The sequence below is a fragment of the Chloroflexus sp. genome (assembly GCF_049970315.1).
GTDB lineage: Bacteria > Chloroflexota > Chloroflexia > Chloroflexales > Chloroflexaceae > Chloroflexus.
Genome location: NZ_JBMFNE010000005.1, coordinates 107,977 through 134,760, shown reverse-complemented (window position 1 = coordinate 134,760; position 26,784 = coordinate 107,977). Strand labels below are relative to the sequence as shown.

At 55.8% G+C, this 26,784-nt stretch carries 23 protein-coding genes, 1 tRNA gene and 1 pseudogene; 15 read left to right on the top strand and 10 right to left on the bottom strand.

The genetic code is table 11. The annotated features are described in order from the left end of the window. Positions 1-527: 527 nt before the first annotated feature. The 4 genes and pseudogenes from ACP5OT_RS05570 to ACP5OT_RS05555 all read left to right on the top strand — a co-directional run bounded on the left by ACP5OT_RS05570 (position 528) and on the right by ACP5OT_RS05555 (position 3,934). Positions 528-1,177 (top strand): annotated as a pseudogene (locus tag ACP5OT_RS05570) (Uma2 family endonuclease). 122 nt (positions 1,178-1,299) lie between these two features. Continuing rightward, positions 1,300-2,754 carry an Asp-tRNA(Asn)/Glu-tRNA(Gln) amidotransferase subunit GatB gene (gatB, locus tag ACP5OT_RS05565; protein ID WP_424675543.1) on the top strand — a complete coding sequence of 485 codons (1,455 nt, stop codon included), beginning with the start codon at positions 1,300-1,302 and terminating at the stop codon, positions 2,752-2,754. Beyond that, positions 2,751-3,797 carry an SH3 domain-containing protein gene (locus tag ACP5OT_RS05560; RefSeq protein ID WP_424675542.1) on the top strand — a complete coding sequence of 349 codons (1,047 nt, stop codon included), beginning with the start codon at positions 2,751-2,753 and terminating at the stop codon, positions 3,795-3,797. Before gatB ends, ACP5OT_RS05560 begins: the two co-directional genes overlap by 4 nt. A gap of 51 nt (positions 3,798-3,848) precedes the next feature. Next, a tRNA-Leu gene (locus ACP5OT_RS05555) sits at positions 3,849-3,934 on the top strand. Positions 3,935-4,601: 667 nt separating this feature from the next. On the opposite strand, the gene ACP5OT_RS05550 is transcribed toward ACP5OT_RS05555, so the two are convergent. Next, positions 4,602-6,221 (bottom strand): FAD-dependent thymidylate synthase, encoded by a 1,620-nt coding sequence (locus ACP5OT_RS05550; protein WP_424675541.1) that lies wholly within the window; start codon positions 6,219-6,221, stop codon positions 4,602-4,604. 250 nt (positions 6,222-6,471) lie between these two features. Between ACP5OT_RS05550 and ACP5OT_RS05545 the strand changes: the two genes are divergently transcribed. The 3 genes from ACP5OT_RS05545 to ACP5OT_RS05535 are packed head-to-tail and all read left to right on the top strand — an operon-like array spanning position 6,472 to position 7,944. Beyond that, positions 6,472-7,149, top strand: a complete 678-nt coding sequence (locus ACP5OT_RS05545; protein ID WP_424675540.1) for a histidine phosphatase family protein — start codon at positions 6,472-6,474, stop codon at positions 7,147-7,149. A 2-nt stretch (positions 7,150-7,151) separates the two neighbouring features. Then, entirely contained in the window at positions 7,152-7,478 is a 327-nt protein-coding gene (locus ACP5OT_RS05540) for an RDD family protein (protein ID WP_428131584.1), read from the top strand. A gap of 28 nt (positions 7,479-7,506) precedes the next feature. Further along, positions 7,507-7,944, top strand: a complete 438-nt coding sequence (locus ACP5OT_RS05535; RefSeq protein ID WP_424675538.1) for a hypothetical protein — start codon at positions 7,507-7,509, stop codon at positions 7,942-7,944. On the opposite strand, the gene miaA is transcribed toward ACP5OT_RS05535, so the two are convergent. Next, positions 7,914-8,804 carry a tRNA (adenosine(37)-N6)-dimethylallyltransferase MiaA gene (gene miaA / locus ACP5OT_RS05530; protein WP_424675537.1) on the bottom strand — a complete coding sequence of 297 codons (891 nt, stop codon included), beginning with the start codon at positions 8,802-8,804 and terminating at the stop codon, positions 7,914-7,916. The two genes, ACP5OT_RS05535 and miaA, sit on opposite strands and share 31 nt — an antisense overlap. Positions 8,805-8,985: 181 nt before the next feature. Between miaA and ACP5OT_RS05525 the strand changes: the two genes are divergently transcribed. The 3 genes from ACP5OT_RS05525 to trmD are packed head-to-tail and all read left to right on the top strand — an operon-like array spanning position 8,986 to position 11,283. Further along, the gene (locus ACP5OT_RS05525; protein WP_428131582.1) at positions 8,986-9,579 is read left to right on the top strand and encodes a GNAT family N-acetyltransferase; all 594 of its coding nucleotides are present in this window, start codon (positions 8,986-8,988) and stop codon (positions 9,577-9,579) included. A 4-nt stretch (positions 9,580-9,583) separates the two neighbouring features. Beyond that, complete coding sequence (locus ACP5OT_RS05520) at positions 9,584-10,501, top strand: alpha/beta hydrolase (RefSeq protein WP_424675535.1); 918 nt, start codon at positions 9,584-9,586, stop codon at positions 10,499-10,501. 5 nt (positions 10,502-10,506) lie between these two features. Further along, a complete protein-coding gene (trmD, locus tag ACP5OT_RS05515; protein ID WP_424675534.1) occupies positions 10,507-11,283 on the top strand; it encodes a tRNA (guanosine(37)-N1)-methyltransferase TrmD in 777 nt (258 codons plus the stop codon). Between the two features lie 255 nt (positions 11,284-11,538). On the opposite strand, the gene ACP5OT_RS05510 is transcribed toward trmD, so the two are convergent. Next, complete coding sequence (locus tag ACP5OT_RS05510) at positions 11,539-12,804, bottom strand: hypothetical protein (protein ID WP_424675533.1); 1,266 nt, start codon at positions 12,802-12,804, stop codon at positions 11,539-11,541. A gap of 116 nt (positions 12,805-12,920) precedes the next feature. Between ACP5OT_RS05510 and ACP5OT_RS05505 the strand changes: the two genes are divergently transcribed. Beyond that, positions 12,921-13,949, top strand: coding sequence for a methyltransferase domain-containing protein (locus ACP5OT_RS05505; protein ID WP_424675532.1), 1,029 nt, complete (start codon positions 12,921-12,923; stop codon positions 13,947-13,949). Between the two features lie 27 nt (positions 13,950-13,976). Here the strand turns inward: ACP5OT_RS05505 and ACP5OT_RS05500 are convergent, their stop codons facing one another. Genes ACP5OT_RS05500 through ACP5OT_RS05485 form a run of 4 tightly spaced genes read right to left on the bottom strand, consistent with a single transcriptional unit; the run spans position 13,977 to position 17,529 of the window. Continuing rightward, positions 13,977-15,071 (bottom strand): hypothetical protein, encoded by a 1,095-nt coding sequence (locus ACP5OT_RS05500; protein ID WP_428131579.1) that lies wholly within the window; start codon positions 15,069-15,071, stop codon positions 13,977-13,979. A 38-nt stretch (positions 15,072-15,109) separates the two neighbouring features. After that, a complete protein-coding gene (hisA, locus tag ACP5OT_RS05495) occupies positions 15,110-15,835 on the bottom strand; it encodes a 1-(5-phosphoribosyl)-5-[(5-phosphoribosylamino)methylideneamino]imidazole-4-carboxamide isomerase (RefSeq protein ID WP_424675530.1) in 726 nt (241 codons plus the stop codon). Between the two features lie 3 nt (positions 15,836-15,838). Further along, positions 15,839-16,474 (bottom strand): imidazole glycerol phosphate synthase subunit HisH, encoded by a 636-nt coding sequence (gene hisH / locus ACP5OT_RS05490; RefSeq protein WP_424675529.1) that lies wholly within the window; start codon positions 16,472-16,474, stop codon positions 15,839-15,841. A gap of 20 nt (positions 16,475-16,494) precedes the next feature. Beyond that, positions 16,495-17,529: a histone deacetylase family protein gene (locus ACP5OT_RS05485; RefSeq protein ID WP_424675528.1), complete on the bottom strand. Its 1,035-nt coding sequence runs from the start codon at positions 17,527-17,529 to the stop codon at positions 16,495-16,497. A 233-nt stretch (positions 17,530-17,762) separates the two neighbouring features. Between ACP5OT_RS05485 and polA the strand changes: the two genes are divergently transcribed. Genes polA through ACP5OT_RS05470 form a run of 3 tightly spaced genes read left to right on the top strand, consistent with a single transcriptional unit; the run spans position 17,763 to position 22,664 of the window. Further along, a complete protein-coding gene (gene polA / locus ACP5OT_RS05480) occupies positions 17,763-20,573 on the top strand; it encodes a DNA polymerase I (RefSeq protein ID WP_424675527.1) in 2,811 nt (936 codons plus the stop codon). A 47-nt stretch (positions 20,574-20,620) separates the two neighbouring features. After that, entirely contained in the window at positions 20,621-21,655 is a 1,035-nt protein-coding gene (locus tag ACP5OT_RS05475; RefSeq protein WP_428131576.1) for a glycosyltransferase family 2 protein, read from the top strand. 28 nt (positions 21,656-21,683) lie between these two features. Next, positions 21,684-22,664, top strand: a complete 981-nt coding sequence (locus ACP5OT_RS05470; protein ID WP_424675525.1) for an SPFH domain-containing protein — start codon at positions 21,684-21,686, stop codon at positions 22,662-22,664. Between the two features lie 522 nt (positions 22,665-23,186). Here ACP5OT_RS05470 and trxA read toward each other — a convergent pair. Further along, positions 23,187-23,960 carry a thioredoxin gene (trxA, locus tag ACP5OT_RS05465; RefSeq protein WP_424675524.1) on the bottom strand — a complete coding sequence of 258 codons (774 nt, stop codon included), beginning with the start codon at positions 23,958-23,960 and terminating at the stop codon, positions 23,187-23,189. A 501-nt stretch (positions 23,961-24,461) separates the two neighbouring features. Between trxA and ACP5OT_RS05460 the strand changes: the two genes are divergently transcribed. Then, positions 24,462-24,728: a hypothetical protein gene (locus ACP5OT_RS05460; RefSeq protein ID WP_424675523.1), complete on the top strand. Its 267-nt coding sequence runs from the start codon at positions 24,462-24,464 to the stop codon at positions 24,726-24,728. Positions 24,729-24,791: 63 nt separating this feature from the next. On the opposite strand, the gene argC is transcribed toward ACP5OT_RS05460, so the two are convergent. Both argC and lysX read right to left on the bottom strand, forming a co-directional pair. Beyond that, entirely contained in the window at positions 24,792-25,826 is a 1,035-nt protein-coding gene (gene argC / locus ACP5OT_RS05455; protein ID WP_428131573.1) for an N-acetyl-gamma-glutamyl-phosphate reductase, read from the bottom strand. A gap of 104 nt (positions 25,827-25,930) precedes the next feature. Then, entirely contained in the window at positions 25,931-26,782 is an 852-nt protein-coding gene (lysX, locus tag ACP5OT_RS05450) for a lysine biosynthesis protein LysX (protein ID WP_015942281.1), read from the bottom strand. Positions 26,783-26,784: the final 2 nt, after the last annotated feature.

The window sequence follows — 26,784 nt, the reverse complement described above, 5'->3', positions numbered from 1 at the left end:
GTGCGTGGCGCTTCAGCCACCACCAATTTCTGCAACGAACGCATATATGCACGACCGTTGGCAACAACCAACGCTTCGCGTCTCCGTTGTTGATTGGCGAGGATTGGCTTCTGTGCAGTGCGAGTAATGCGCAACAAGATACAATTAGCCGTATCGGTTCAGATACCGGAGTGCGCATGTCGATGAATGCGCGTAATTCGGCGGACAAGCGACGATTGCTGTCCGTTCGTGCAACGGGAATCGGTCACTCTGCACGCTCCATCGCGGCAAGGGTTGTGAGCGAAATCCCTAGCAGCTTCACTACATTGCCAGTGCTCATGGGTGTTTTCCATAGGTACAATTATACGTTATCCCACACCATTGTAAATGCCGGATGTCGTCCTCCTTCCTTTTTCTCTTGTTGCGTTCTATACACATCATACACTACTGTTGACAGATGATGACGCGATTGGTACGCTCTCCTGATTTGCACCGACACCGAGGACGTAGTACAATCAAACAAATGTTCGCTACAAAGGAAGTGGATGATGACGAGCCAAGTAGTTGCTTCCGTGCCGATCGTCTACCCAGAAAGTGACGGCATGCTGATAGCGGACAACACTAAGTAGTTTCATGCAATCGTCACCATTCAGGGGAATCTCGATGCGATCTTTCGTGAACGGGCTGATGTCTTCGTTGCCGGCGATCTGCTATGGTATCCGGTTGAAGGTCGCCCTGATATTCGCCGCGCACCTGATGTGATGGTCGTTTTCGGGCGACCAAAGGGTGACCGTGGCTCATACCGTCAGTGGGAAGAAGATAACATTGCGCCGCAGGTGGTGTTTGAGGTGTTGTCACCGAACAACACATTGACCGAAATGGCGGCGAAGTTGGAATTTTACGATATGTACAGTGTCGAAGAGTATTATCTGTACGACCCCGATACCGGTGATATGAGCGGCTGGCAAGCGACGTGAGGGTCGCTTGAGGGTCATTCCTGAACTTGATGGCTGGAATAGCCCGCGTTTAGGTATCACGTTTCGTCGCACTCCCGAAGGTTTTCGCATGTACTGGCCGGATGGTCAGCCGTTTCTGAGTTTCGTTGAACTACAAGCGCGGGCCGAGCAAGAGCGGCAACGGGCCGAACGCTTGGCTGCTAGTTTGCGGTAAGCTGGGCATAAACCCTGACGAGGTTTGAAGCAACAACATCATTGTAGCGTATCGTTGTGGGAGATATGCTACATCGGAGTTGTAACCGTCGCGCAGTGTAACCGAAAAACGGGTAGAATAAGGGTAAGCTAACATTGCGCGAGGAACGTTATGCCGGAATACATTGCAACAATTGGTCTTGAAATCCATGCTCACATTCTAACCGCTTCCAAAATGTTTGACGGTTGTAGTACCGATTACGCCGGTGCGCCGCCGAATACACGGGTCTCGGTGGTAAGTCTTGGTCTACCCGGTGCGCTGCCGGTGCTCAACGCCCGTGCCGTCGAGCTGGCAGCACTCTGCGGTCTGGCGCTGGGTTGTCGGGTAAACGAACACTCGGTCTTTGCCCGCAAGTCATACCCGTATCCCGATTTACCCAAAGGTTTTCAGATAACACAGTACGATGAGCCATTGTGTAGCGATGGCGCGATCGAGATTCGCACTGCTGCCGGCGAAATACGTCGTATCGGGATCGAACGTCTGCATATCGAAGAGGATACCGGTCGCTTGATCCACAGTCCTGACGGTTCATCGTTGATCGACTACAACCGGAGCGGGATGCCACTGATGGAGATCGTGACGCGGCCCGATATTCGCACGCCGGAAGAAGCTCGTCTGACCTTCGAGAAGATTCGCCAGATTTTGGTCTGGATTGGCGCGAACAGCGGTAATCTCGAAGAAGGTGCGTTGCGTTGCGATGCCAATGTGAGTGTACGCCGCGCCGATTCGGATCGGTTTGGCGCTAAAGTAGAGATCAAAAATATCAACTCATTCCGTTTTGTCGAGCGAGCCCTGGCGTATGAGATCGAGCGTCAGATCCGTATCTTGGAAGCCGGTGGCGTTGTCGAGCAGGAAACGCGCGGCTGGCGTGAGGATTTGGGCCGTACCGAGGGTCAGCGTTCGAAAGAATATGCGCACGATTATCGCTACTTTCCCGAACCCGATATTCCGCCGCTGGTGTTGTCACCGGAGTGGATTGCTACCCGTCAAGCCGAATTGCCGGAATTGCCCGATGCACGCCGCACGCGGCTGATGGAATCGTATGGTTTATCTTGGCAAGATGCCGACCTGCTGACCCAAGAACGTGCCATTGCCGATTATTATGAAACGGCTGTCGCCGCTGTGAATCGACCCGATGGGGCAAAAGAAGTCGCAAATTGGGTCCTGAATGAGGGTTTTCGCTTGCTGAACGATCGTGGCGAACCGGCAACGGCATTGATCGAGTGTATGCCGGTTCATCGATTAGCAACCCTGATTGAGTTGGTGCAGCAAGGCACAATTACCCGTGCCGTCGCCAAGCAGCTCTTTGAAGAGGTCTTCACGACCGGCGCCGATCCGGCGGCTTTGGTGACCGAGCGTGGACTGACGCAGATCAGCGATGATGAGGCACTGCTAGAAGCGGTACGCGCAGTGTTGGTCGATGAGAAGGCGGAAAAGGCAATTGCCGAATATCGAAAAGGAAAAAAGACGGCTATTCAGTTTTTGGTCGGTTTGGTGATGCGGGCGACGAAAGGAAAAGCGAACGCCCAACGGGTGCGTGAGCTGTTAGAAGCAGAACTCGGATGACACTGACGGGTGATGAGTCAACGACAATTAACCCGCTGACGCTGATGGAGTCGGCGCGCGAGAAGTATACGCTGGCGCGTGCGCGCCGTGAGATACCCGAGTTGGCATTGCTCAGCATCCACGGCGCGATTGAGGATACGCTACGTGCCCATCTGCTTCGGATCAATTCACCGGCAGCACTAGGCGCGTTCTCCGGTGTGCTGGCCGCGATGCAAGCACTTGACCGCCAGCCACTGAGCGCCGAAGAGGTCGATGCAGTGCAGCGGTTACACCGATTACGCGGCCGAATTGCGCGTGGTGAGCATTTGGCTGTGACCGGCGAAACATTGGCTGCCTATCAGCGTTTGGCGACGATGATCTTGCCGCGTTATGGCGTACAAGCCTTACCCGTGACCGAACCGGATCGGCCACGGTCACGGCCTACCCAGCCCATACGGTTGCAAACGGCGCTTCCCAATGATGAACCGGTGCATGTACGGTTGCGTGATCGCCACGCTGCGTATGACGAAGCACGCCGTGTGCGTGCGCTCGGTGATCAAGCATTTGATGCTGAAGTACGTAAGCCGCTGGTACCGGGTTGGGTTGCACCAACGTTGATCATTGTCAGTATTTTTATCATCGGTTTGGCAATGGCGCTCAGCCTACAAAACCCAACCGCACCGGTTCCACCGCCGTCTGTGCCAATTGCGAATCCTTCATTGGCATCGACTGCGTCGCTGAGTGATATGCCGACGGTAGCGGCAACGGCTGGGCCAGAGGCAACGGTGGTTGGAGAGCCACCTGCAACGGTTGAGCCGTCGCCGGCGGCTGACACATTGGCAGTCGGGCGGATAGCAGTGGTCAGTGATGGCATTCCGGCGCTTAATTTGCGTGCCCAGCCCGGTCTCAGCCCCGATATTCCGGTATTGCTGGTGTTAGAACCCGGCACACAGGTTGAGATCTTGAGTGGGCCGGTCGAACGCGATGGGTGGGTGTGGTGGCAAGTGCGTAGTGCCGGGATCGAGGGTTGGTGTGCAGGTGCTTATCTACAGGTACGACCGTAGCGTGATCTTGTATGCGGTGTGCAAAGAATTTGCTATAATAGAGGCGTGATCGCCGGAGTGGCGAAAAGGCAAACGCTGCGGTCTTAAAAACCGCTGGGGGAAACCCCTTACGGGTTCGAGTCCCGTCTCCGGCACCACGGTAGGGGCACAGCAGCGCTGTGCCTCTATCGGTATCCTTGGGTTGTGTGCTCGCTCTCCAGGTCGGTGGCGAAAAGGCAAACGCTGCGGTCTTAAAAATCGCTAGGGGAAACCCCTTACGGGTTCAAGCACCGTCTCCGGCACCAGTATCAGAAAGCCTTAAAACACCTTTGGGTCGATCCGAACGATTGGCCCGAAGGTGTTTTATGGAATCGCCATCGAACGCGCTGCGTCGAGGTCTAGCGCAGCTTAGTGGCTCCTAAGCGTCGTGATGACTGTGGCACGGAGTGCCAGCTCATTGAGTGCGCCAAAACCTGCGCAATCGCTGGAAAACAATGCCGCACTCACCTAGTCCACCCTACCGAAGCCGGTTTCTCCGATATACTGGGTGATGCCGTTAGCGTGGTGGTTGCATAGGGCTATGCTTAAGTCGCTGCTGGGAAGTACGGCCTACGCATCATCAGCGCCAACTCGGCTAACTCTATCGAGGTCGCTTCTTTTGATCCAGAGATACGCTTATGAAGTGGAGAAGAGTAAGGGTGGGGTACAGTTTACCGCGAAGGGGCGCTGAAGCGCAGAGGATGAACCTGTTCCAAACCCTTTGCGACCCTCTGCGTCCTCAGCGTCTTTGCGTTCCATCCTCTGCGCCCTTTATGGATCCCGGCGTTACCGTCCCTGTCGCTTCTGATCAATCCGTTGCTCGGCGGCAAGCCGTTCGAGGTCGTAGTCGCTGTGGTCGACAAACCGCATCCCGGCAGCCAAGGTCGGATGCACTGCACTAATAGCCTGAAACATCAGTTGCGCAATCCGGCGGTACGACGGATGGCCCTGTCGCGCACTGCGCAGTTCAATCAGATGGTAGGCTTCACGGAGATTCAGCTTGATGCGCCAGCGCACCCGGAAGGCAAACGGAACTGCGTATTGCGCCTCGTGCGGAAACTCGCGTTCGAGGTCGGAGACTAGGTCGGCTGCTTGTTCTAGCGCAGCACGGTAGCGATCGGCAACCCCGATCAACTCTAGCTCCGGTGGGGTCACATAGCCATGGGCCACGGTGAACCGCTGTCGTTCTTGGGTCAGGATCCGATGACGTTGGAGATCGCGGTACGCACCGATGTCGGCGAGGATATCAAACGTGTAGTGCGGCTCCTCAAAGGCGCGACCCGGTCGGTAAAAACGGCTGGCCCGGTCGCCGAGAGCGGCCATGATCAAGGCATGCCGTTCGTCTGCCGATAGTTCCGCCACTCGTTCGCGAATAGTGTCCAGCGGAAGGTCAAGATGCGGATAGAGGATAGACGCGACGAGCTTTGTTTCAGCGTGCGGGTCATACTCGACCAAGCGCACCGTCATCTCTTCATCTTCCGTCGGTGCAAGATTGAGCTGTGCAGCCAACGTTGCCACCTGGTCGCGTGTCGCCGCGAGATATGCGGCATACGCTTTACCACGCTCACTCCTGGCCCGCTTCACAAATGCCGGAATCACATAATCCAGCTCGGTCTGGATCGCCTCGCTCAGCGCACGCGCTTCGGCGAACGGCGCGGCAGCCAGTTTGATGATCACGTACTCAAACGCGCGCCCATTGCCAAACAACCCAACGTTGGTTTGGGTCGCCATCGGCAACAACCCGCGCAACAGATCGAGCGCCTTCGCCTGAATCGCATTGCGGTACGCACGTGGGGTGGTCGCTTCGTCACGGGGGAATGTGGCTTGCAGCCAGGCTTGCACCGGGTCGAGCAATGCGCTATACGTCGCGAAGAGGTTGTCCATCGTCGTCGTATAGCGTTCCGCGAACGGCGATGCCATCAGCACCGGCTCACGCAGATAGGGGTAGCCCGTCGGTCCTGGCAGGTCGAAGCGGACATAGCGCGTCGACTTTTCCAGTGGTGAGATGCCGATCCGACTATCTTCAAGTAGCTTCGCCGCGATATTACTGATTCCTTCGCAGGCGAGATGTGCGCCACCCAACTCGGCTACCGAATCATCACCGTACCCGATCAGGACTCGTTCGTAGAATGCCTCAGCCTGGCGTGTAGCCACGAGTTGGGCAGCCGGACTATCACCAACTGCCGACACAATCGCGGCGAAGCCCGATTCCGGCTCGGTAATGAACTCGTCAAGGAGTAAGCGGCGAAGGCTCTTCGTGCTGCGGCTATAGCGCGCAAAGAGCGCCCCCTTGACCACTTCCGGCAAATTGCGCAAACAGAAGATAGGCCGGTCGACATTGGTGACGAACGGCTGCAGCAGAGCTATCTCTTGCGGTGTAAAGTGTTCGTTGATGTGAGTGAACATAATTGCCTATGCTGTTCGTTTAATTCACGAATATATCATACCGCATCTTGGACAGTACTCTCGACAAGCGGATGGAGGGATTGCTTGCACCGGTGACATGCGGGTAAGGTACGGAGTAAAGGGGGTGGAGAGAATTCTAAACGGAAGACGTAGCAGGCTGTCTGTCGTCACTTTCCCCCGTTTAACATGCCGGTCATAACTCTGTGTTACCATAGAACCAAAGATTAATCGTTACTTTGCGGAGAATGATATGACGACCGTCTATTTGATCCGCCACGGTGAAACTGACTGGAATATGCAGGGGCGGTGGCAGGGGCATATCGATGTACCACTGAACGAAATTGGTTACCGGCAAGCACGGTTGCTGGCCAACCGACTGGCTCGCGATGGGGTGAAGTTTGAGGCTATTTATAGTAGTGATCTTTCACGCGCCTACCAAACTGCGTGGGAGATTGGCGCCGTTTTGAAAGTACCTGTTCAACTCTTGCCGGCATTACGCGAGATCGATACCGGACGTTGGAGTGGGTTGACCACCGATGAGGTGCGGACGCAGTTCCCTGATGAATGGGCACAGATTATGCAGGGTCACGACCTGCCGCGCGGCGGTGGTGAAACGATAGCTGCTTTGCAACGGCGGGTGGTAACGGCAGTCGAGGCGATGGTCGCACAGCATCGTGGTCACACCCTGGCTTTTGTGACCCACGGTGGTTGTATTCGGGCCTTGTTGGCGCACGCTGAGAATCTGACAGGGTCGGTGTTCGGCAATTATCCCCATATCGGCAATACCTCGGTTTCGATCCTCGAAATCGGCTATAAACACTGGCGGGTGAAAATGTTGAATGATATGCGTCATCTCGAAGCAGAGCACGAGCCGAGTCTCGTCTCCACGCCACCTGATGACGCTGAATTGCCTACCGCAGAGCGATGAGCGTGACCACCAACCCGTTTGAATTGTATCGCGTTGAGACGCCAGAGGGCATTACGATTACCTACACGCCCGCCGGGCTGGTTAGTTGCAGTTTGGCAGCCATGGTCGATTATGTCGTGATGCTGGCGTTATTCGTAACCGGTTTGGTAACGATCATTATCGTCGGCCGTGTCGGCCATGAAGATGTTATCGGGGCGTTGTTGGCGTTGTTGGCGTTTGCCATCAATTGGGGGTACTACGTTATCTTCGAGCTGATTTGGAATGGTCAAACGCCGGGTAAGCGGCTGTTGCGACTCCGGGTGATACGCGAGGGGGGGACGTCCGGTTGATGGTACTGCCGTGGTGGTGCGGAATCTTATGCGTGCCATCGATTTCTTACCGTTCGGGTACGGTGTTGGTATGCTGACGATCTTTGTGGATCGTTATCATCGGCGACTCGGTGATCTGACGGCGGGAACGGTGGTGGTGCACGAAGGTCAGCGTATCACGCTGTCTCAGATGCTCCAGCCGATGCACGCATATGTGTCGCCACGTGCCCCTGGTGTGACACCAACCCCTCTGCTGCCCAATGTTGAGCGGTTAACGCCTGCCGATGTCGCGCTGGTCGTTGAGTTCTTGCAGTGCCGCGATGCGCTGTTTGGCGATGCATGTGTGTCACTGGCCCACCAATTCGCGGCTGTGATTCGCCGGCATCTTTCGTTGCCTCCCTCAGAAAGTCATCCTGAACAGTTTCTTAAGCACGTGGTACGTGAATACGAGGTCGCTCAGGCCATGATAGCGCGCCAATCGGGGTGATCAGGCGTCCAAATTTCCAGATTGGGTAAGCGCCGGAACCACATCTCTTGCCGACGAATGAAGGCATGGGTATCGAAACGTAGACGCTCAATGCAACTGGCTAGATCGGTTTGTCCAGCAAAATAGGGGCGAAACTGGATGTAGCCAAGGCTCGACATGGCCGGTAACGACCAATCGTACCCGCCAGCAAGCAACTCGGCAACTTCGTCAACGAGTCCGGCGGCGATCATGCGCTCAATCCGCGCGTCGGCACGGGCATAGAGTTCGGTGCGTGGCCGATGAAGCCAGATCACGCGCGGGCGAAACGGTGGTGGTTGTCGCTCTTGTAAGCGTGAGATCGGTTCACCGCTCACCAAATAGACTTCGAGTGCCCGGATAACCCGTCGCACGTTGGTCGGTGGAATCCGCGCCGCGGCCACCGGGTCAACGGCGGCGAGGCGTGCGTGGAGGGTGGCCGGACCTTCGTGCAGTGCCACCTGTTCAAGCTCGGCGCGTAGCTCAGATTGGGGCGGAACACGCGGTATCTGCCATCCCTCCAACACGGCCGCTAGATATTGACCGGTACCGCCGACGAGCAACGGTACTCGTCCGCGCGCCTGAATATCGGCAATGGCTGCGAGCGCTAAATCTTGAAACTCGGCCAGCGAAAAGGACTGATCGGGATCGCGAATGTCGATTAAATGGTGCGGTGCGAGCGCTTGTTCGGTGGCGCTTGGTTTGGCAGTGCCGATATTCATTTTGCGGTAAATTTGGCGCGAATCGGCAGAGACAATCTCGCCATTGATGCGCTGGGCCCACGCGACCGCTAGTTCAGTTTTGCCGACGGCGGTTGGACCGACAATGGCAATGAGTTTATTCACCTCGTATCCTCACTCTTGCTCGATGATGTTATCATTTCTCTATAACGCATTGCGTTATACAAGATCGACCGGTGTATCATTCTCATGCTACAATACTTCTAGAGCCGTAGCAGCAAGACTACGACTACATATCGGCTCAGGTGTTGATTGAAGACACATATGAGCGAGGCGGGAGGTGTGAATGAACGATCAACGTGGCCACCAATTGAGACTCTCTACTATTACGACCCGTGATGGCCGCACGTTGCGTGTGCGCAGCCTCACCGCTACCGATGCCGATGTACTTGAGCGGATGTTTTACCGCTTATCGCCCGAATCGATCTATCGCCGCTTTTTTATCGCTGCTGAGCATGCCTCACCGGAGCTGGTACGTAAATCGGCGCAGCGTCTTGCTGCGATCAAACCTCATCGTGAAGCGGCGTTGGTTGCATTGGCCGATGAGAACGGGCGTGAGGAGGCCATCGCCGTTGCGCGGTTTGCTCGCTTACCCCATAACCCTAAGGTAGCTGAAGCATCAATATTGGTGCGCGACGATTATCATGGTCTCGGTGTGGGTCGGGCATTGCTCGAATTGTTGCTGGATGAAGCGCGCGCAGCTAATCTCGAACGCTTGATCTTTTTGACCCATGCCGATAATACTGCTATGATCCGCTTGGCGACCGGGCTTGGGCTGCCGTTCCATGGTCGTCATGCCGACGGTTTGTACGAGATTCATCTGTTATTGCAGCCGCAGGCTGTGCCAGAATATAAGTTTATCGGCACTGCACGAGGATAATCGTATGACGATCAGAGTAGGTCGAAGTATTGTCCCGATGGCGCTCACCGGCGCCATCGGTCTGTTAGGTGGGATGGTTGGTCTTGCTTACGCAGTGAGTTGGCGCGTAAGCCCCCCTCCGCGTCGGAGTTATCTCGATAGCTATACGTTTACGCCGTGGGAGCTGGGCCTCCCCTACGAGACGGTCGAGTTTCGCAGTAGCGATGGCTTGCGTTTGGTTGGTTGGTGGCTACCGCGACCGGAAACAAATGCGGTGATTGTGTGTAGCCACGGTCATTCTGGTAGCAAAGACGAGTTGCTCGGTATCGGGAGCTATTGTTGGCGCGCCGGCTACAACGTGCTACTCTTCGATTATCGTGGCCGTGGTGAGTCGGATCCGTGGCCGAAGACTTTGGTCAGTCGTGAAGTTGATGATCTGCTAGTCGCGTTGTCGTATGCTCGTCAGCGTGTGCCTGATGCGTCGATCGGCGTGATCGGTTACTCGATGGGAGCGTCGGTAGCAATTCTGGCCGCCGCTCGTGATCAGTCGGTCAAGGCGCTGGTGGCCGATAGTGCGTTTACCGCCGGCGATGATATTGTCTCTGATAGCATTGCCAAAGTCCTACCTATTCCGGCGGCCTTGCTCGTGCGGTTGGCCGATGCGATTGTTGACCGTCGCCACGGCTACCGCTTTAGCCAGGTCCGTCCAATCGATGTTATTGGTCAGATTGCGCCCCGACCGGTGTTTCTGATCCACGGGACGGACGATTCGGTCGTGCCGGTCAACCATAGCCGCCGGTTGTACGCTGCGGCTCGCGAGCCGCGCATCATATGGGAAGTTTCTGGCGCCGAGCATTGCGGCAGCTATTTCGCAGATCGAGTCGGTTATTGCCGGAGGGTGGTCGAGTTTCTTGATCAGTACCTGCGCAGTGTTGAGGCATAACGGGGATGCGATTTGATATTCTCACCCTCTTTCCGGCGATGTTTCAGGGGCCGCTGACTGAGAGTATTCTCAAGCGAGCGCAGCAGGCCGGTAAGATTACGATCCATCTGCATGATATTCGTGATTGGGCTACCGATCGCCATCGTACCGTTGATGATGCACCCTACGGTGGTGGCGCCGGGATGGTGATGAAGGCCGAGCCGCTGGCCGCGGCGATTCAGGCGGTGCAAGCTGCCGATGAGCCGGGTGGACCGGTCGTCTTGTTGACACCCGATGGCGAACTGTTCAACCAGAGCATTGCTCGTGAGTTAGCTACGTTGCCGCGTTTGATCTTAGTCTGTGGTCATTATGAGGGGATTGACGAGCGTGTGCGTGAGCGGCTGATCGACCGTGAGATCAGTATTGGCGATTATGTATTGACCGGTGGTGAGCTGGCGGCAATGGTGGTCGTCGATGCGGTGGCTCGCTTGGTGCCAGGGGTGATCGATAGCGAGTCGATTGTGGAAGAGAGCCACAGTGATTTCTTGCTCGAATATCCCCACTATACCCGACCGGCAGTCTGGGAGGGTTTGGCAGTGCCATCGATCTTGCTGTCGGGGCATCACGGTGAGATCGCGCGTTGGCGGCGATCCGAGCGGTTACGCCGTACATTGGCCCGCCGGCCCGATCTGCTTGCGCGGGCTGCCGCAGCCGGTGTGTTGACGAAGGCCGACCTGGCGCTGTTGGCCGAGTGGGGATGGCAGCCGCCTGGATCAGGATGGAACACAGATGGGCACGAATAAGATAGGGGCAGGTCTTGTGCCTGCCCCCGATCACGAATAAGATAGGGGCAGGTCTTGTGCCTGCCCCCGATCCCCGGCAGGTCTTGTGCTCACCCAAACCGTAACCGTAAGGGTAGGCCTTGTACCTGCCCAAGTGCCTGCTCAAGTACCCAAGATGGGGCAACCACAAGAGTTGCCCCCGCGGAGGATATGGTCGGGGCAGACCTTGTGCCCACCCAGTGATTATCCGTGTCCAGACCTAGAACAGGTGGGGGATTATACCATCTCGGCGCGGTATTCTTGCCAGAGACGACGTAGTTCATAAGCCGGATCGCGCCAGAATCGGTCAGGTTCAGTGGGTAAAGTTGGTAAAGAGTGCTTGACCGGCAGGTTACCGATTACCTCACGCAACGCTTCCCAACCGGCTTTCGGGCGACCGTCTGCGGTCCACAGGCCCCACGTGCGCGCTACCCAACTACGGTCAAATGGCGGTATCTTCCATTGCTCTTCGGTAGGATCAACCATTCCCGTCAGCCAGACTGCTGCCGCGCCGGCCCGCGCTAATGCCGGTAAAGTGTGCTGGATCGCAGTTGCGACGGCTTCTTCATCGGCCAAAAAGGTTCGTGCCGGTTGGGCAAAGATCTCATCGGTCTGCCAGCCACGGAGCTGAGGACGTGGTGCAGTTGGCCAGCCGAGATCGGCAACCACGACTTGGGCAGCAGCGGTATCGTTGACCTCTTCGGCCAACAGGCCAGCGACAATGGCGTGGAGAAAGCAAGCTACCTCACCGTGGGCCGGTGGACCATCGCCAAGTGGTGGCCACGGTCCAACACTAACTACTACCTCACCACCGGCCATTGCGATGTCATAAGGACGCAAACTGTCTCGACTGCTGAGAGCTGCGGCATCGATTTGACCAAACAAGCGGTTTGCCCCGTGCGCGCGAGCGCGCTCAGCAAGATCGGCCCACCAGGCCGCCATATCTCGGTGATGGATTGGTGGGCGTACCCGCTCCCAGCCGGCAGCGAGCAGCCAGCCGTGAATGGCAGGATGTGTCGCAAAATTGCCGATTACTTCACGCAATAGGTAGCGCTGGGCAGACCGCATTTCCGGCTCGGTATAGAGATCACGAACCGGTTCGCGACGGTAAGAGGCGTTGTCAAGGATGGTTAAAGCCGGCTTGCTTAGCAGCTCGGTTACCGCTTGGGTTGTTAGGGCCTGTGTCGGTATACCGAGTGACCAATCTGGGAGATGGAGTAATGGTCCCAATGTCGCACTAAGCAATGAGACAATGACCTGTAGACCGTTCGCCTGCGCAAGATCAAGACCGCGGTGAAAGCCATCGAGTGCACTAACCGATATCCGTTGTTCACCTGGCTGTACTTCGGCCCAGCGCAGATCAAACCGTACCTGTCGTAGCCCGACTTCACGGGCACGTTGCAGATAGTCGCGTAATGCTCCGTGGTCGTAGCTCGACCAACTTGCGGCCAGTGCTTGGGGACGCGCCGGCATTGGTGGCCATACTGTGGTTCCGATGTCCATAGGCGGTTTGCGTGTATACTACGGTATGGTGCTAATAGGTTTGTCCATTGTCTCGTTGACCAATCAATAACGGCATCTTACCGCTGATAGGTGTTTGATCAGTATAGTATAGCGCAATGTCGTATCGGATTGAAATCGTTGTTCCGTCCGGCTTAGAAACTCTCGCGCGCGCGGAAGCTCAGCGTATTGCCGGTCTCCGGCTCGATCCGCCAACTGCGAGCGGTGTGATCCAAGCGACAATGCGAGGATCGTTATCGGCGTTGTTTGACCTCCGCTGCGTCACATCGGTTTTCGTCGTTCGCACATTTGCGATTCCGCGCCCACGGGCGTTGCTTGGTGATGAACACCTCCGCGCTGTGCTGGCAATGATTACGATGGTCCAACGTCTCCATCCGGCCGGTACGTTCCAAACGCTATTCCTTAGTGCTGCCGGTGCCGATAGCAGCGTGTTACAGCGGTTCAAGCACACGCTTAGCGAACGACTAGGGCTGGCCGTTGGAGCCGAAGATGGCGATCTTCTGCTACGGTTACGCCCAAATGATCGGTCGGGTTGGGATCTGTTGGTACGCCTAACGCCTCGCCCACTCGCGACCCGACCGTGGCGTGTGTGTAATCGTGAAGGTGCGTTGAATGGTCCGGTCGCCCATGCGATGGCACTCCTCAGCCGTCCGCATCCAACCGATCGAGTGCTCAATATTGGCTGTGGTTCAGGCACGTTGCTTATCGAACGGCTGTTGATTGGCCCGGCGGCACAGGCACTCGGTTGCGATACCGATCCGGCTGCGCTGGCGTGCGCGTACCGGAATGTGGCTGCTGCCGGACTTGGGCGTAACGTGTCGTTGTATGACTGGGATGCGCAAGCGCTGCCATTGCCAACCGCGAGTATGGATGTCATTCTGGCCGATTTACCGTTTGGGCATCTGGTTGGCTCCCATGAGACGAATCTAACCCTCTACCCGGCCTTGTTACGTGAGGCAGCGCGGGTTACACGCGCATCCGGCAGAGCCGTGCTGATTAGTCACGAAGTGCGCTTGATGGAACGTACCCTTGCCGAACTACCGGTCTGGTATTGTGAGCAACAACTGCGTGTTGATTTGGGTGGTCTCTACCCGCGCATCTTTGTACTCCGCCGGCGTGATGATTGAGGCAGCAACACGTCTACTTATTGTGGATTACCGGTCTCCGCCACCCAATTCGATGTGGGCTGCCCGTACCTGCTCCAGTCGTTGGCGTAAAGTTGCCAATTGCGCATTGAGGGTATCAACCTCGCGCCGTTCTAACTCCATAATCCGCAATAGTTGTGCCTTTTGCTCCAGTTCGATCCGGTCGGTCGAGCGTTCCAAGCGTTGTTCGATTTCACGGAGCCAACTATCAATTCGTTCGAGCCAAGATGTCAATTGGCGGATATACTGCTCGTCGGTTTCCTGAAGCGCACTCATCCGCTCATCGGCCATCTGACGCAGCTCTTCCAATCGCTCTTGATTCATGAGAAAACGTTCGGTTGAGATACGTTCAATGCGCTTGATCTCGGCGATAATGTCGGGTAGTTTCGCACCGATTTCTTGAATCTGGGTCGGTAACACCTCGGTAAACAAGTCGATTTGTTGACGAATCTCTTCGAGCCGATCGATGCGCGATTTTTGTTCGTCAATCGATGGTTGGAGATCGGCGATGAGTTGTTGAGCTTCGACCGCCATTCGGCGCAGCGATTGTTTTTCGACTTGCAGCTCATCGTTGATCCGCCGCACCTCTTGCAACACGGCGGCATCTGCTTCGCGAAGCCGTTCGAGTTGGAGGGTAAGTTGACGCTGGCGCTCATCAAGTTCTTTGATCTGGGAAGCTAAGCCACCGATTTGACGCTCAAGCTGTTCGATCCGATTAAGCCATCCGGCTAAAAAGTCACGATCCTGCTTCCGCGCCTCGGCGATCTGTTGGATTTGGGATTGCATATCGCGCAGTGGTCGGACGCCCTCTTCAATCTTCACCAACGCCGCCGCTACTTCTCGCCGTAATGCGACCACGTCACGCCGAACGAGTTCGTTCGCCCGCGTCACCTCGTTCGTGTGGCGGTCGAAGAGGCTTTGCACTTGCGCAATCGCCCCTTCATTTTTCCGCACCTGCTCCATTGCCCATTGGTATTTGTTGGTTTGGTCTTTGAGTTGGCGCCGTAATTCATCGATCTGGCTTTGCAAGTAGATTAATTGCGATTGCTCTTGCGCCCGCAATCGCTCTTCTTCATATCGTGCTGTTAGGTCTGAATTTGACATAAATACTCCTTCGTTTGTGTGACTCGGTATGCCTGGTGCTATCCGGTAGTAGTTTGGGCAATCGCGATAGCCTCCGACAAGTAGATTGCACCGGTGTAGAGCGCTTTGCCGATAATAACGCCTTCTATACCGATCTGAGCTAGTTGACGGATATGATCAAGGTTGGCAATGCCACCGCTGGCAATAATGGCTGGACCATCAGGTTTGACTAACTCGGCCAGCGCAGTAAAATTTGGTCCACTCAGTGCCCCATCGCGGCTGATGTCAGTATAGATGAACCGGCGTGCGCCGAGTGCGGCCATCTGCCCGGCGAGATCGGTGGCAGCGATGGTTGAAGTGACCGTCCAGCCGTCGGTTGCGACCATCCCGTTGCGCGCATCGATCCCGATAATGATCCGTTCACCAAAACGTTCGAGCAAGCGGGCGACAAGTTCGGTTTCGACAATGGCTGCCGTACCGATAATCACACGCTCTACACCGAGCGCCAATGCGGCAGCAACATCCTCTTCCCGCCGGAGACCACCGCCGAGTTGGACGGGGATCTGTACTGCTTGGGTAATCGCCAGGACCGCATCAACGTTTTGGGGCCGTCCGGTACGCGCACCATCGAGATCGACCACGTGAATGCGATTGGCGCCCTGTGCTTGCCACTGACGTGCTACGGCTACCGGATCGTCGGCGTATACCGTCATCTGGGCAAAGTCGCCTTGATACAGCCGCACGCAGCGTCCATCTTTTATATCAATGGCCGGAATAATCTCCATACGTTATCCTCTTGCCGGACTAGCATTACTCCATGCGACAAAATTGGCCAGCAAACGCAGGCCGTAGTCACCACTCTTTTCAGGGTGAAACTGGACGGCAGCCAGCCGATCGCGAATGATAACACTCGGGAAGGCTATGCCATACTCGGTACGTGCGGCTACGATTGTTTCTTCGGTAACATCGCAATAGTAAGAATGGACAAAATAGACATCGGCGCCATTAGGAATACCGACAAAGAGCGGGTGATCGCTAAAGTTCGGCATAATACGGAGCTGATTCCAACCGATTTGCGGTATCTTGCCGGCGCTATCGGGTAAACGCCGTACTATGCCACGCACAATATCAAGACAGGGATGTGGCCCGAATTCTTCACTCGCGCTTAAGAGCACTTGCATACCGACACAAATCCCGAGAAACGGCGTGCCTGCCGCTATCACCTCCGGCAACACATCGGCAATCCCCAACTGGTGTAGACTAGCTATGGTATCGGCAGTGGCTCCTACGCCGGGCAAAACAACGGCATGTGCCGAGCGAATGACGTGTGGGTCATCGGTAATAGTCAGTTTGGCACCGACACGTTGCAAAGCACGTACCACATTGGGTAGGTTGCCGGCGCCATAATTAATCACAGCAATCATGCGACTCCTTGATAGCCTGCTTATAAGAATAATGGATGTTGCGTGTGTAACGTGGTAATTATCCGATCAATATTCGGTTCGGGTGCATTCATCTTCCCGAGTGGATCTGGTCCCGGATCCATCCCAAGCATGAGGCGTAGCGTGGCGATGACACTTGCAGCAAGGGCCGGTATGTTATAACCACCCTCAAGCACGAACCCGATCCGTCCGTTGCATAGGGTTTGTGCCCACGTTAGGAGATGCTGAACGAGACGGGCAAATCCGTGGACTGACAGTGCCATCGGTCCAATCGGATCGCTCCAGTGCGCGTCAAATCCGGCCGAAACCAACAATATTTCGGGTTGGAACTGATGGAGGGCCGGGCCGATCACGTGTCGAAAAACGCGATCGTAGCCCTCATCCCCTGTCCCATAAGGGAGAGGAACATTCAGCGTGGTACCGTTTGCTGTATTCGGATCGCCGGTCTCATACAATGCACCGGTGCCGGGATAGAGTGGCGAAGCATGGGTAGAGCAAAAGAGCACCTGTCCATCGCGATAAAAGATGTCTTGGGTGCCATTGCCATGGTGAACGTCGAAGTCAACGATGGCGAGCCGCCGAATGTCGTAGCGGTTGAGCAAGACACGTGCGGCGATGGCGATATTGTTGAAGAGACAGAACCCCATCGAGCGCACATCAGTCGCGTGGTGGCCGGGTGGTCGTACCAGTGCAAACCCATTATGGCAACGGCCTTCGGCAATGGCTTCGACCATAGTAATAGTTGCACCGGCAGCTAACAGCCCTACGTCCCATGAATCGGCAGTTACGTAGGTATCACTATCGATTTGACCGCCGCCGTAGCTAGCCAATTGGCGGACCCGGTGCAGCATATGTGAACTATGCACGGCGAGCAGTTCGGCTTCGGTTGCGGCGCGAATCGGGAGTTGCATAAGGCTGGGTAGTAGTCCAGATGTTTGCAATGCCTGCTGAATCGCTTGCAATCGTCCGGCATGTTCGACATGACCGTGCCATGTATGTAAATCAAACCGCTGATCGGTCACGATAGCTGTCGTCATAGGTATTGTGTGCTAATCGTGCTTGCAGAGCACATTCGTGCGCCATCGGATGAGCCGCAGCACGAGCCGATAAACGTGTTCTCATTGTACCACGTAGGCTGACATTGGCTGATGCCTGGCTCGTCGCCGGGCTTGCTCGGTAAGGCCGTGGTATAATCCTTGAGCACATGTTGGTGCTGCGAACTAATGGTTACGCTGGTTCGACTTGACCGGATGGTAATGTGGAGAGTTCTATGGCGCGTCCGCTCTTGATTTTGGTTGATGGTCACGCACTGGCGTATCGCGCATTCTTTGCGTTGCGCGAGAGCGGCTTGCGCTCGTCGCGAGGTGAACCGACGTATGCCGTCTTTGGGTTTGCTCAAATCTTGTTAACGGCCCTGGCCGAGTACCGGCCCGATTATGTTGCTGTGGCGTTTGATGTTGGGCGAACGTTTCGTGATAACCTATACGCTGCATACAAAGCTGGTCGCGCCGAGACGCCGGAAGAGTTTTATCCGCAATTCGAGCGCATTAAACAGTTGGTGCAGGCGTTGTCAATCCCTATCTATACTGCTGAGGGGTTTGAGGCCGATGATGTAATCGGTACCTTAGCCCGTCAAGCTACCGAGCAGGGTGTTGATACAATTATTCTTACCGGCGATACCGATACGTTGCAACTGGTGAATGAGCATGTCCGGGTGGCACTCGCCAATCCTTATGGCGGCAAGACGAGTACCACACTGTACGATGTCGAACAGGTGCGTAAACGTTACGATGGCCTCGAGCCGACACAGTTGGCTGATCTGCGCGGTCTGAAGGGCGATTCATCCGACAACATCCCCGGTGTGCGCGGGATTGGTGAGAAGGGAGCGATTAACCTCCTCAAGCAGTTCGGTTCTCTCAATAAGCTCCTGGATAACATTGAGGCCGCGCCCAAGCGGTATCAACCTCTCTTGCGTGAACAAGCCGACCAAGCGCGCTCGTCACGGCATTTGGCGACGATTGTCACCGATGCACCGGTGCAGCTCGATCTGGCAAAGTGTCGGCTCGGTGTGTACGATCGGGCGGCAGTAATGGCCTTGCTCCAAGAGCTGGAGTTTGGGGTTAGCTCGAACTTGATCAAAAAGCTGCCGCCGGTCGTGCATGAGGCGACGGTCGCAGCGTTACCTACCGATCTGCCGACTGCACCACAAAGCGCGGCTCAGTTAGCGTTGTTTGCCAACGAGTCGGTATCGCCGACAGCGGTTCCCTTGGTTACGTCGGCACAGATTGTCCGCGATCCGCAAGCCCTGGCCGGGTTGGTGCAGCGGTTGCGGGCTGCGCCGGCATTTGCGTTCGATACCGAATGTACAAGTTTGCACGCTATCGGTAGTCATCTGGTAGGGATTGCGCTGGCCGTCGCCCCTCACGATGCCTACTACATACCGGTTGGTCACGAAGAGGGTGAGCAGTTGCCGCTGGCCGAGGTGGCGGCGGCGCTTGGCCCGCTGTTTGCCGACCCCAACATACCTAAATTTGCCCACAATGCGAAGTTCGATGCCGAGGTATTGGCCGGTGTCGGCATACAGGTGGCCGGTCTGGCGTTTGATACCATGATCGCGGCGGCCATGTTAGGGAAACGACAAGGGTTGAAGGATCTGGCATTCTACGAATTGAAACTGCCCGAACCACCGACCACGATTGAAGATCTGATCGGGCGGGGAAGCAAACAGATCAGCTTCGCTGCGGTACCAATCGAGCAAGCCGCTCCCTACGCCGCCGCCGATGCGCTACACACCTTACTGCTGACCGAAACATTGCGCGAGCAACTGACAACTGACGCCGCTCTACGCGATCTGTACTATCGGGTCGAGCTACCGCTGATCAACGTGCTCACCGATATGGAGTTGACCGGTATCTTGCTCGATCACGAGTATTTGCGCGAGCTAGGTAAACGCTTTGCCCAACGTATCGCCGAGCTTACCGAACAGATTTATACCAAGGCCGGTGGGTCGTTTAATATCAATTCCGGCCAACAACTCAATGAAGTCTTGTTTGAGCGACTGGGGATCAATCCGCGTGACCATGGGCTGAGTAAGCTCAAGAGTGGTGGTTATTCGATCACTGCCGAGGTATTAGAAGAATTAAGCCAACTCTACCCGATTGCCGCCGATATTCTGGCTTACCGTCAGCTTACCAAGCTGAAGAGTACATACATTGACGCTCTACCCCAACTGGTGAATCCACGCACCGGACGCATCCATACCTCGTATAACCAGATCGGCGCCGCAACGGGTCGGTTGTCGTCGAATAATCCTAACCTGCAAAATATTCCGGTGCGCACCGAAGAGGGACGGGAAATCCGGCGCGCATTCGTCGCTGCTCCGGGCCACCGTTTCGTCGCCGCCGATTACTCGCAGATTGAGTTACGAGTGTTGGCCCACATCAGTGGCGATGAAAACCTGATTGCCGCCTTTCAGCAAGGTCTTGATATTCATGCCGCTACGGCCAGCCGGCTGTTTGGCGTAGCACCTGATCAGGTCGATAAAAACCAGCGTCGGGTGGCCAAGACGGTGGTGTTTGGCGTGATCTACGGCATCAGCGCCTTTGGCCTTGCCCAGCGCCTTGGCATCGAGCGCGATCTGGCGCGTCAACTGATTGACAACTTGTTCGAGCAGTTCCCCGGCATTCGCCGCTATATCGATCAAACCCTCGCATTTGGCCGCCAACACGGGTATGTGCAAACGCTGTTTGGCCGGCGGCGAGTGATGGAAGATTTGCGGGCGAGTGGAGTACGACGGGCGGCAGCCGAACGCGAGGCGGTTAACGCACCGATACAGGGCACTGCCGCCGATATTATGAAAATGGCGATGGTCTATGTTCATCGCGCTTTGCGCGAACGCGGTCTACGCACGCGTTTGCTTTTGCAGGTGCATGATGAATTGATCGCCGAAGTGCCGGAGGAAGAGGTACCAGCGGCGGCGCATCTGTTGCGCGAGGTTATGAGTAATACCTACCAATTGGTCGTGCCGCTTGGCGTTAATCTCGAAACCGGGCCTAATTGGGGCGAAATGACCGCATTGTGATCGGGAACAGGGTTTATATTCCGTCTGAATTCAGACGGGGAGGTCGCATGTCTTACGTACAACCAACCTTCTCGGTCGTAGCGCCGGTGTACAACGAAGAGCAGTTGATCGCCGAGTTTTGTCGGCGGGTTATTGCGGTGCTTGAACCACTCGGCGAACCGTTTGAACTGGTGTTAGTGAATGACGGCTGTCGCGATCGCTCACCGGAGATTATGCGCAAGCTGCACGAGCGTGATTCACGGATTAAGGTGATTAATTTTTCGCGCAATTTTGGTCATCAGATCGCGATTACTGCCGGCACCGACTATGCGACCGGTAAAGCGGTGATTGTGATCGATTCGGATTTGCAAGACCCACCTGAAGTGATCCCCGCGCTGATTGCGCGTTGGCGTGAAGGGTATCAGGTCGTCTATGGCGTGCGCGAAGAGCGTGAAGGTGAGACGTGGTTTAAAAAGACAACGGCGGCTATCTTCTATCGCTTGATTGTGCGGATCACCAATGTCAACATCCCGGTCGATACCGGTGATTTTCGCCTGATGGATCGCAAAGTTGTCGACGCTCTCAAGCGCATGCGCGAACATCACCGCTTTATGCGTGGATTGTCAGCGTGGGTCGGTTTTCGCCAGACCGGGGTGCCATATCGTCGCCATGCCCGTGCTGCCGGTACCACCAAATACCCCTTGCGCAAGATGTTGCGTTTTGCCCTCGATGGCATTACCAGCTTCTCGTATTTGCCGCTGCAATTGGCAACCTATCTCGGTTTTGTGGTCGCCGCCATCAGTATGATCTTCCTGCTGGTGGTGTTTATTATGCGGCTAGCAAATCCTGCTGCTGCCGAACCGGCGTTTTATGGGCAAGCGAGCACGCTGGCCAGCGTGCTCTTCCTCGGTGCGGTGCAACTGATTTCGCTCGGCATCATCGGCGAGTATGTCGGTCGTATTTACGATGAAGTGAAAGGTCGTCCACTCTATATTGTTGCTGAAACCCTGGGTATCGCTGAGGGGGATGCAACTTCTGCCACGATAGTACGTACTTCATCTCGAGAACATGAGGTGTCAACACCATCAGGAGCAAACCTGTGAGTCCTTTTTGCAATAGAGAGGAGGAACTATGCGTTTGTCATTGGTTGGTGTTGTCATTGTGCTTATCATCGCCGGCATCGGTTTGAGCACGATGAAATACGTGCAGGTTGATGAAGGACAAGCGGCCATTGAGCTGGTGCAAGGGCGGATTGTTGCTGTGCATGGGCCGGGGCCGATCTTTCGACCTTTTGCGCCGTTTACCGAAATCAGACTAGTCAATATACGACGCCAATCGCGCCAGATTTCGCAAAATGTAGCCAGTAGTGACAAGCAATTGTATGACATTGACATTCAGGTCGATTTTCGGCGCTTACCGACCGAGCAGGCCTTACGTGCGGCCTATTCCGAGATTGGCGTTGATGATACCCAGCTTAACGCCTTTCTCGATGGTTTCATTAACGATGCGCTAAAAAGCGCTAGCACACAATTTACCCTCGATGAGGCACTCTCGGATCGCGGTGCTTTTGCCGAACGTATCCGCCGCTTTCTCACCACGCCACCCGGTGATGGTCAGCGTGCTCCGGTCGATCAGCTTTATATCACGATTGAAGCGGTGAAGGTGCTCGATATTAAAGTTGGTGAGACCTACGCGCAATTGCTGGCCGAAAAGGCGAATCTGGAAGTGCAGATTGAAACAGAGCAGAAGCGCCGGCAGCAGATCGAAGCGCAACAGGCCAACAACCTCTTCCAAGCCGAGCAAGAGGCATTGGTTGCGCTGACCCGCGAGAAGGGTATCACAGCGGCAGCGCTTGAGGCTGCCAACCGCGAAGCGCAAGTGCGGGCAATTGAAGGGCGTTACTGGCGCGAGAATCCTGAACTGTTCGAGTTGCGCAAACGTGAGTTGCTCGTGCAGATGCTGTCGCAAGGTAATATCTGGTTTGTCGACCCTAATACTAACCTGACGATCTTGCTGAACAACCAAGCGCTCGATGGTCAAGCGTTGGTGATCCCGCAGCCCGGCCAGCAGTCGGTGCCGACGCAGCCGCAACAAGCACCGGAGAATCCCTAATCCTGATGACCAGCGCGTGATAGTTTGAATGAAATGCGAAGACGCAATCCGTTGAATCTCGGATTGCGTCTTCATTATGCATGCGTCAGGGCTATCGCGACTCCAGACGAAGCTTCTGACTACCATTATTACACCATCGGTTTCCAGTAAGCTGATCACCGGCAGTCGGTGTCCCTGCACCGATTGTGGTGTTGGAGGATCGTACCCCACGTCGATTTGATCACTTACTGGCGGTTTCAGTGCGTGATACGATACCGACAACGATGCCTTGCAGCAGGATCATGGTCGCCATTCGGCGTTCGAGATCGACGTGAATATCCCAACCGATGAGGAGAAAGAAGGGGCTTCAACGATAGTGATGAATGAATAACGAACTTCTAGGTGTATACTGCCCTCGCTATGTAAGGTGAAAGTTGAGCATTTCGCGGTCTAGCTGATGATATGCCAAACGCATCTGAAAAATAGTCCCGTCAGGTTGAAGAATGACTCGGTCCGACGGGACTATGCGGAATTCCGCTACCATCACGCCACGTGTCGGGCCAGCGCTTGCCGCAAGACTTGATACGGTTGGGCACCGACGAGGCGTTCCACCACCCGACCGCCTTTGAAGATGTAGAGCGCCGGGATGCCGGTAATGCCAAACCGTTGCGCCGTGTACGGATTTTCGTCCACGTTAAGTTTGGCTACCACAGCTTTACCGGCAAACTCGTGGGCCAATCGCTCAACCGCCGGGGCCACCGCACGGCACGGCCCACACCACGGTGCCCAGAAGTCAACTAGTACCGGTTGTTGGCTCTGCCCGATAACCTGATCGAAGGTGGCATCACGGAGGACAACCGGCCCGGTAGCGGTTTGGGCTTGACCGGTGGGTTGCTGATGCGAGCCATTGCTCGGTGTACGACCATTGCTCGTCGCTGCCTTAGCTAACGGTACGCTCGGCCCGCTCGGTAACGGCGGCTGTGGACCCTCGCCACAGAGGAAGTGCAGCCACGCCTGCAATGCTGTCGCTGAAGCAGCGCCGGCGGTACGCGCTAGGATCGCTCCATTCCTAATAAATACCAGCCCCGGCAGATCGGAAATGCTATATTTCTGTACCAGAGCCGGATTATCGTCAACATCGATACGGGCAATGAGTGCCTTGCCGGCGAATTGCTGGGCCAACCGGTCGAGCGTTGTATCGAGCTGGCGACATGTTGCACAATCGCGTCGCTCGAAGACCAGCAGTACCGGCAATCCCGCCTGCAACACGCGGTCGATGCTCTGTTCACCGGTGCGGATGGGAGTTGAGAAGACCATAGATGACCTCGCTTCAACGGTTCGTATTGGCCTATGTTGCTACGATTACTCTACTCCGACCGTGTTAGTTGGACGGTAACGCTGTGTTAGCGCAGCGTTATAGCAACGGTCGTTTCGTGCAACTGTGCAGCACGGATTTTTATCGGACTATGATGACGGTTACCAATGAGCGATGTACGACTACAGATAGTGCATTGGCCTCGCCTCAGGGGGTTATCGTATGGCTATCCCTTCGTCGCAACTCGTTGCTGCTCACCATAGTTGCCGTACTAGAGTCTGGCATGCACACGCTCTTGGCGCTTTGCTCTGGTGGTAAGCGATGGACTCGTTGGCGGCGGTTCGTCTACCGAGATGTGGAGGGAAGCTCCTCTTGCTGCGCATGTTATTTGCAAAAAATGTGCAAATGCGCTATACTAAATTCGGTTCGCGGCGACGGTGCCGCTTGGGTCATTGTCGCCGCGGCGTCGAGCGTGCGCCCGGCGAATCTCTGTGGAGGGAAATATGCACGATCACTTTCGTCGGCGCATCGAAGTACTTACAGCACGGCTTAACAATCTACGTCCCGGTCTTGAGCGGGCACGTCAATCGATTACCCGCCTTGAAAATGATACCGTTCCGGCCGGTGCGACGGCGTTAGCCCGAGCCGCTCAGTTGTCGGCAGCACGGGCGATGGCAGCGACGCTAGCAGAACGCGAACGCCATTTACTCGTTGCGATCCGATCCTTACACGCTGAATTGACCGATCAGCAGTTGACCGAACACGAATAGGGGCTGGCAAACCGCCAGCCCCATCGCATCAGCAGATGCGCAATGCTCTAGCCATCTTCTCCGCTACGGATGCAAACCTATAAACGTTAGTCCCGTCGTTTCGGCAAAACCACACATCAAGTTCATACACTGCACCGCACTTCCTGCAGCGCCCTTCATGAGGTTGTCAATCGCACAAATACTGACAATGCGCCCCGTGGTTGGCTCGTAGGCAAAACCAACATCGGCATAGTTGGTCCCAGCAAGGATTTTCGGTTCAGGGTAACGGTAGATGCCTTGTCGCTCCTTCACAATGCGCACAAACGGCTGTTCACGGGCAAAACTGCGGTACGCCAGCCACAAATCCTTCTCGGTCAAATCACGAGCCGCAAACGCATGCACCGTCGCCAATGCGCCGCGCACCAGCTCAATCGCCGTGATCGACATGTGAACATTACGGAGGCCGGTAACTTGCTCGACTTCAGCGAGGTGGCGATGACCGACCGGCGCGAACGAACGGACTGCGCCGGAACGTTCGGGGTGGTGGCTGGCTTCGCTCACGGTTGCCCCGCCCTCCGATGAGCCAACTTTGATATCGGCAATGATCGGACGATGCGGGTCAATTAGTCCAGCCTGTACGAGTGGGAGCAGCGCGAGGTTGGTCGCGGTCGCATTGCAACCAACGCCGCTGGCATAGCGTGCATTGGTCAGTGCCACCCGATTAACTTCAGGCAGACCGTAGACGAAGCGTTCGAGCCACACCGGAGCCGGATGCGGCTGGCCGTACCATTGCTGATAAACTGCCGGGTCGCGTAAACGGAAGTCAGCCGAGCAATCAATGATACGCTCGGCCAAGCCGGCGTAGCGTTCGATGACTTGCGCCGCTTCACCGTGCGGCAGAGCTAAGAAGAGGAGATCGCACGGTTGTAACGTGTCGGGATGGACGAATTGCAGATTGGTGCGTCCGCGTAAGTTGGGATGCACCTGATAGAGGTATCGTCCGGCGTTGCGGGCGCTGGTCGCCTGGATAATCGTTACGTGTGGGTGATCGAGCAGCAGGCGTAATAATTCGCCACCGACATAACCGCTCGCACCGACAATACTAACCCGTAAAGTCATAGATGCCTCGTCCATAAGGTTGGGTGTCGGTAAGGTCGAAAGGTAGCCGGCAAGCGTCGTAGGGTCTGCCCGACGCTCGCCGTCCGTTGATCGTTACACCGACCTTACGACCGGCGACCCCGACCTACCTCCACCACGTAATCGATAATCCGCGCCGGAATGTCTACCCCGGTTGTATCAATGCTGTTGCGAAACTCCATCGTATAATTAACTTCGTTGACCAACAACTCACCCTCTGGTGTTTCGAGAATATCGATGGCAACCACGCCACCACCGACCGCGTGGGCAGCGCGCACACTCAGATCGGCCAGTTCTGGCGTGACCGGGCAGTTGGTAGCAACACCACCACGAGCCGTGTTGGTGATCCAGTGTGGACTGGTGCGATAAATCGCTGCGATACATTCGTCGCCGATCACGAAGCTGCGGATGTCGCGGCCCGGCTTGTTGATGTATTGCTGAATGTAGAAGATGGAGTGCTGGTAGTTCCCCAATACATCCCGATGTTCGAGTATCGCCTCGGCGGCGTCGCGATCGTTGATCTTGCTTACCATCCGTCCCCACGACCCGATCACCGGCTTGAGCACTACCGGATAACCGAGCTGCTCAATCGCTTCGAGGGCGCTTTCCGGCGTGAAAGCGAGCAGACAGCGCGGCGTAGGTACACCGGCGTGAATCAGGGCTTGCGTGGTCAAGAACTTGTCGCCGCAGGTGAGGGCCACGTGGTAGGTATTAACCGTTGGCACGCCGGCGTCGTTGAGAATCTTGAGCATATACAGCGCTCGACTGTGTTGAATTGCACGTTCGAGCACCACATCAAATGGATAGCTGGTTTGGTGCAGGTCGAAGATCTGCTCGCGGTCATCGATTTTGACATAATCAAGACCACGACGTTCTAATTCTTGAAACAGCAGCTTTTCTTCGGCGCGGATGCGCGAACAGAGGACGGCAATGCGCATAA

Bases quoted from the DNA above. Each gene is read 5' to 3' on its own strand.
- hisA (WP_424675530.1), bottom strand. From the start codon at position 15,835: ATGGAGATTATTCCGGCCATTGATATAAAAGATGGACGCTGCGTGCGG.
- ACP5OT_RS05525 (WP_428131582.1), top strand. From the start codon at position 8,986: ATGAACGATCAACGTGGCCACCAATTGAGACTCTCTACTATTACGACC.
- ACP5OT_RS05475 (WP_428131576.1), top strand. From the start codon at position 20,621: ATGTCTTACGTACAACCAACCTTCTCGGTCGTAGCGCCGGTGTACAAC.
- argC (WP_428131573.1), bottom strand. From the start codon at position 25,826: ATGACTTTACGGGTTAGTATTGTCGGTGCGAGCGGTTATGTCGGTGGC.
- ACP5OT_RS05510 (WP_424675533.1), bottom strand. From the start codon at position 12,804: ATGGACATCGGAACCACAGTATGGCCACCAATGCCGGCGCGTCCCCAA.
- gatB (WP_424675543.1), top strand. From the start codon at position 1,300: ATGCCGGAATACATTGCAACAATTGGTCTTGAAATCCATGCTCACATT.
- ACP5OT_RS05560 (WP_424675542.1), top strand. From the start codon at position 2,751: ATGACACTGACGGGTGATGAGTCAACGACAATTAACCCGCTGACGCTG.
- trmD (WP_424675534.1), top strand. From the start codon at position 10,507: ATGCGATTTGATATTCTCACCCTCTTTCCGGCGATGTTTCAGGGGCCG.
- ACP5OT_RS05460 (WP_424675523.1), top strand. From the start codon at position 24,462: ATGCACGATCACTTTCGTCGGCGCATCGAAGTACTTACAGCACGGCTT.
- polA (WP_424675527.1), top strand. From the start codon at position 17,763: ATGGCGCGTCCGCTCTTGATTTTGGTTGATGGTCACGCACTGGCGTAT.
- ACP5OT_RS05470 (WP_424675525.1), top strand. From the start codon at position 21,684: ATGCGTTTGTCATTGGTTGGTGTTGTCATTGTGCTTATCATCGCCGGC.
- ACP5OT_RS05545 (WP_424675540.1), top strand. From the start codon at position 6,472: ATGACGACCGTCTATTTGATCCGCCACGGTGAAACTGACTGGAATATG.
- lysX (WP_015942281.1), bottom strand. From the start codon at position 26,782: ATGCGCATTGCCGTCCTCTGTTCGCGCATCCGCGCCGAAGAAAAGCTG.
- ACP5OT_RS05505 (WP_424675532.1), top strand. From the start codon at position 12,921: ATGTCGTATCGGATTGAAATCGTTGTTCCGTCCGGCTTAGAAACTCTC.
- ACP5OT_RS05550 (WP_424675541.1), bottom strand. From the start codon at position 6,221: ATGTTCACTCACATCAACGAACACTTTACACCGCAAGAGATAGCTCTG.
- hisH (WP_424675529.1), bottom strand. From the start codon at position 16,474: ATGATTGCTGTGATTAATTATGGCGCCGGCAACCTACCCAATGTGGTA.
- ACP5OT_RS05500 (WP_428131579.1), bottom strand. From the start codon at position 15,071: ATGTCAAATTCAGACCTAACAGCACGATATGAAGAAGAGCGATTGCGG.
- ACP5OT_RS05520 (WP_424675535.1), top strand. From the start codon at position 9,584: ATGACGATCAGAGTAGGTCGAAGTATTGTCCCGATGGCGCTCACCGGC.
- ACP5OT_RS05535 (WP_424675538.1), top strand. From the start codon at position 7,507: ATGCGTGCCATCGATTTCTTACCGTTCGGGTACGGTGTTGGTATGCTG.
- ACP5OT_RS05485 (WP_424675528.1), bottom strand. From the start codon at position 17,529: ATGACGACAGCTATCGTGACCGATCAGCGGTTTGATTTACATACATGG.
- trxA (WP_424675524.1), bottom strand. From the start codon at position 23,960: ATGGTCTTCTCAACTCCCATCCGCACCGGTGAACAGAGCATCGACCGC.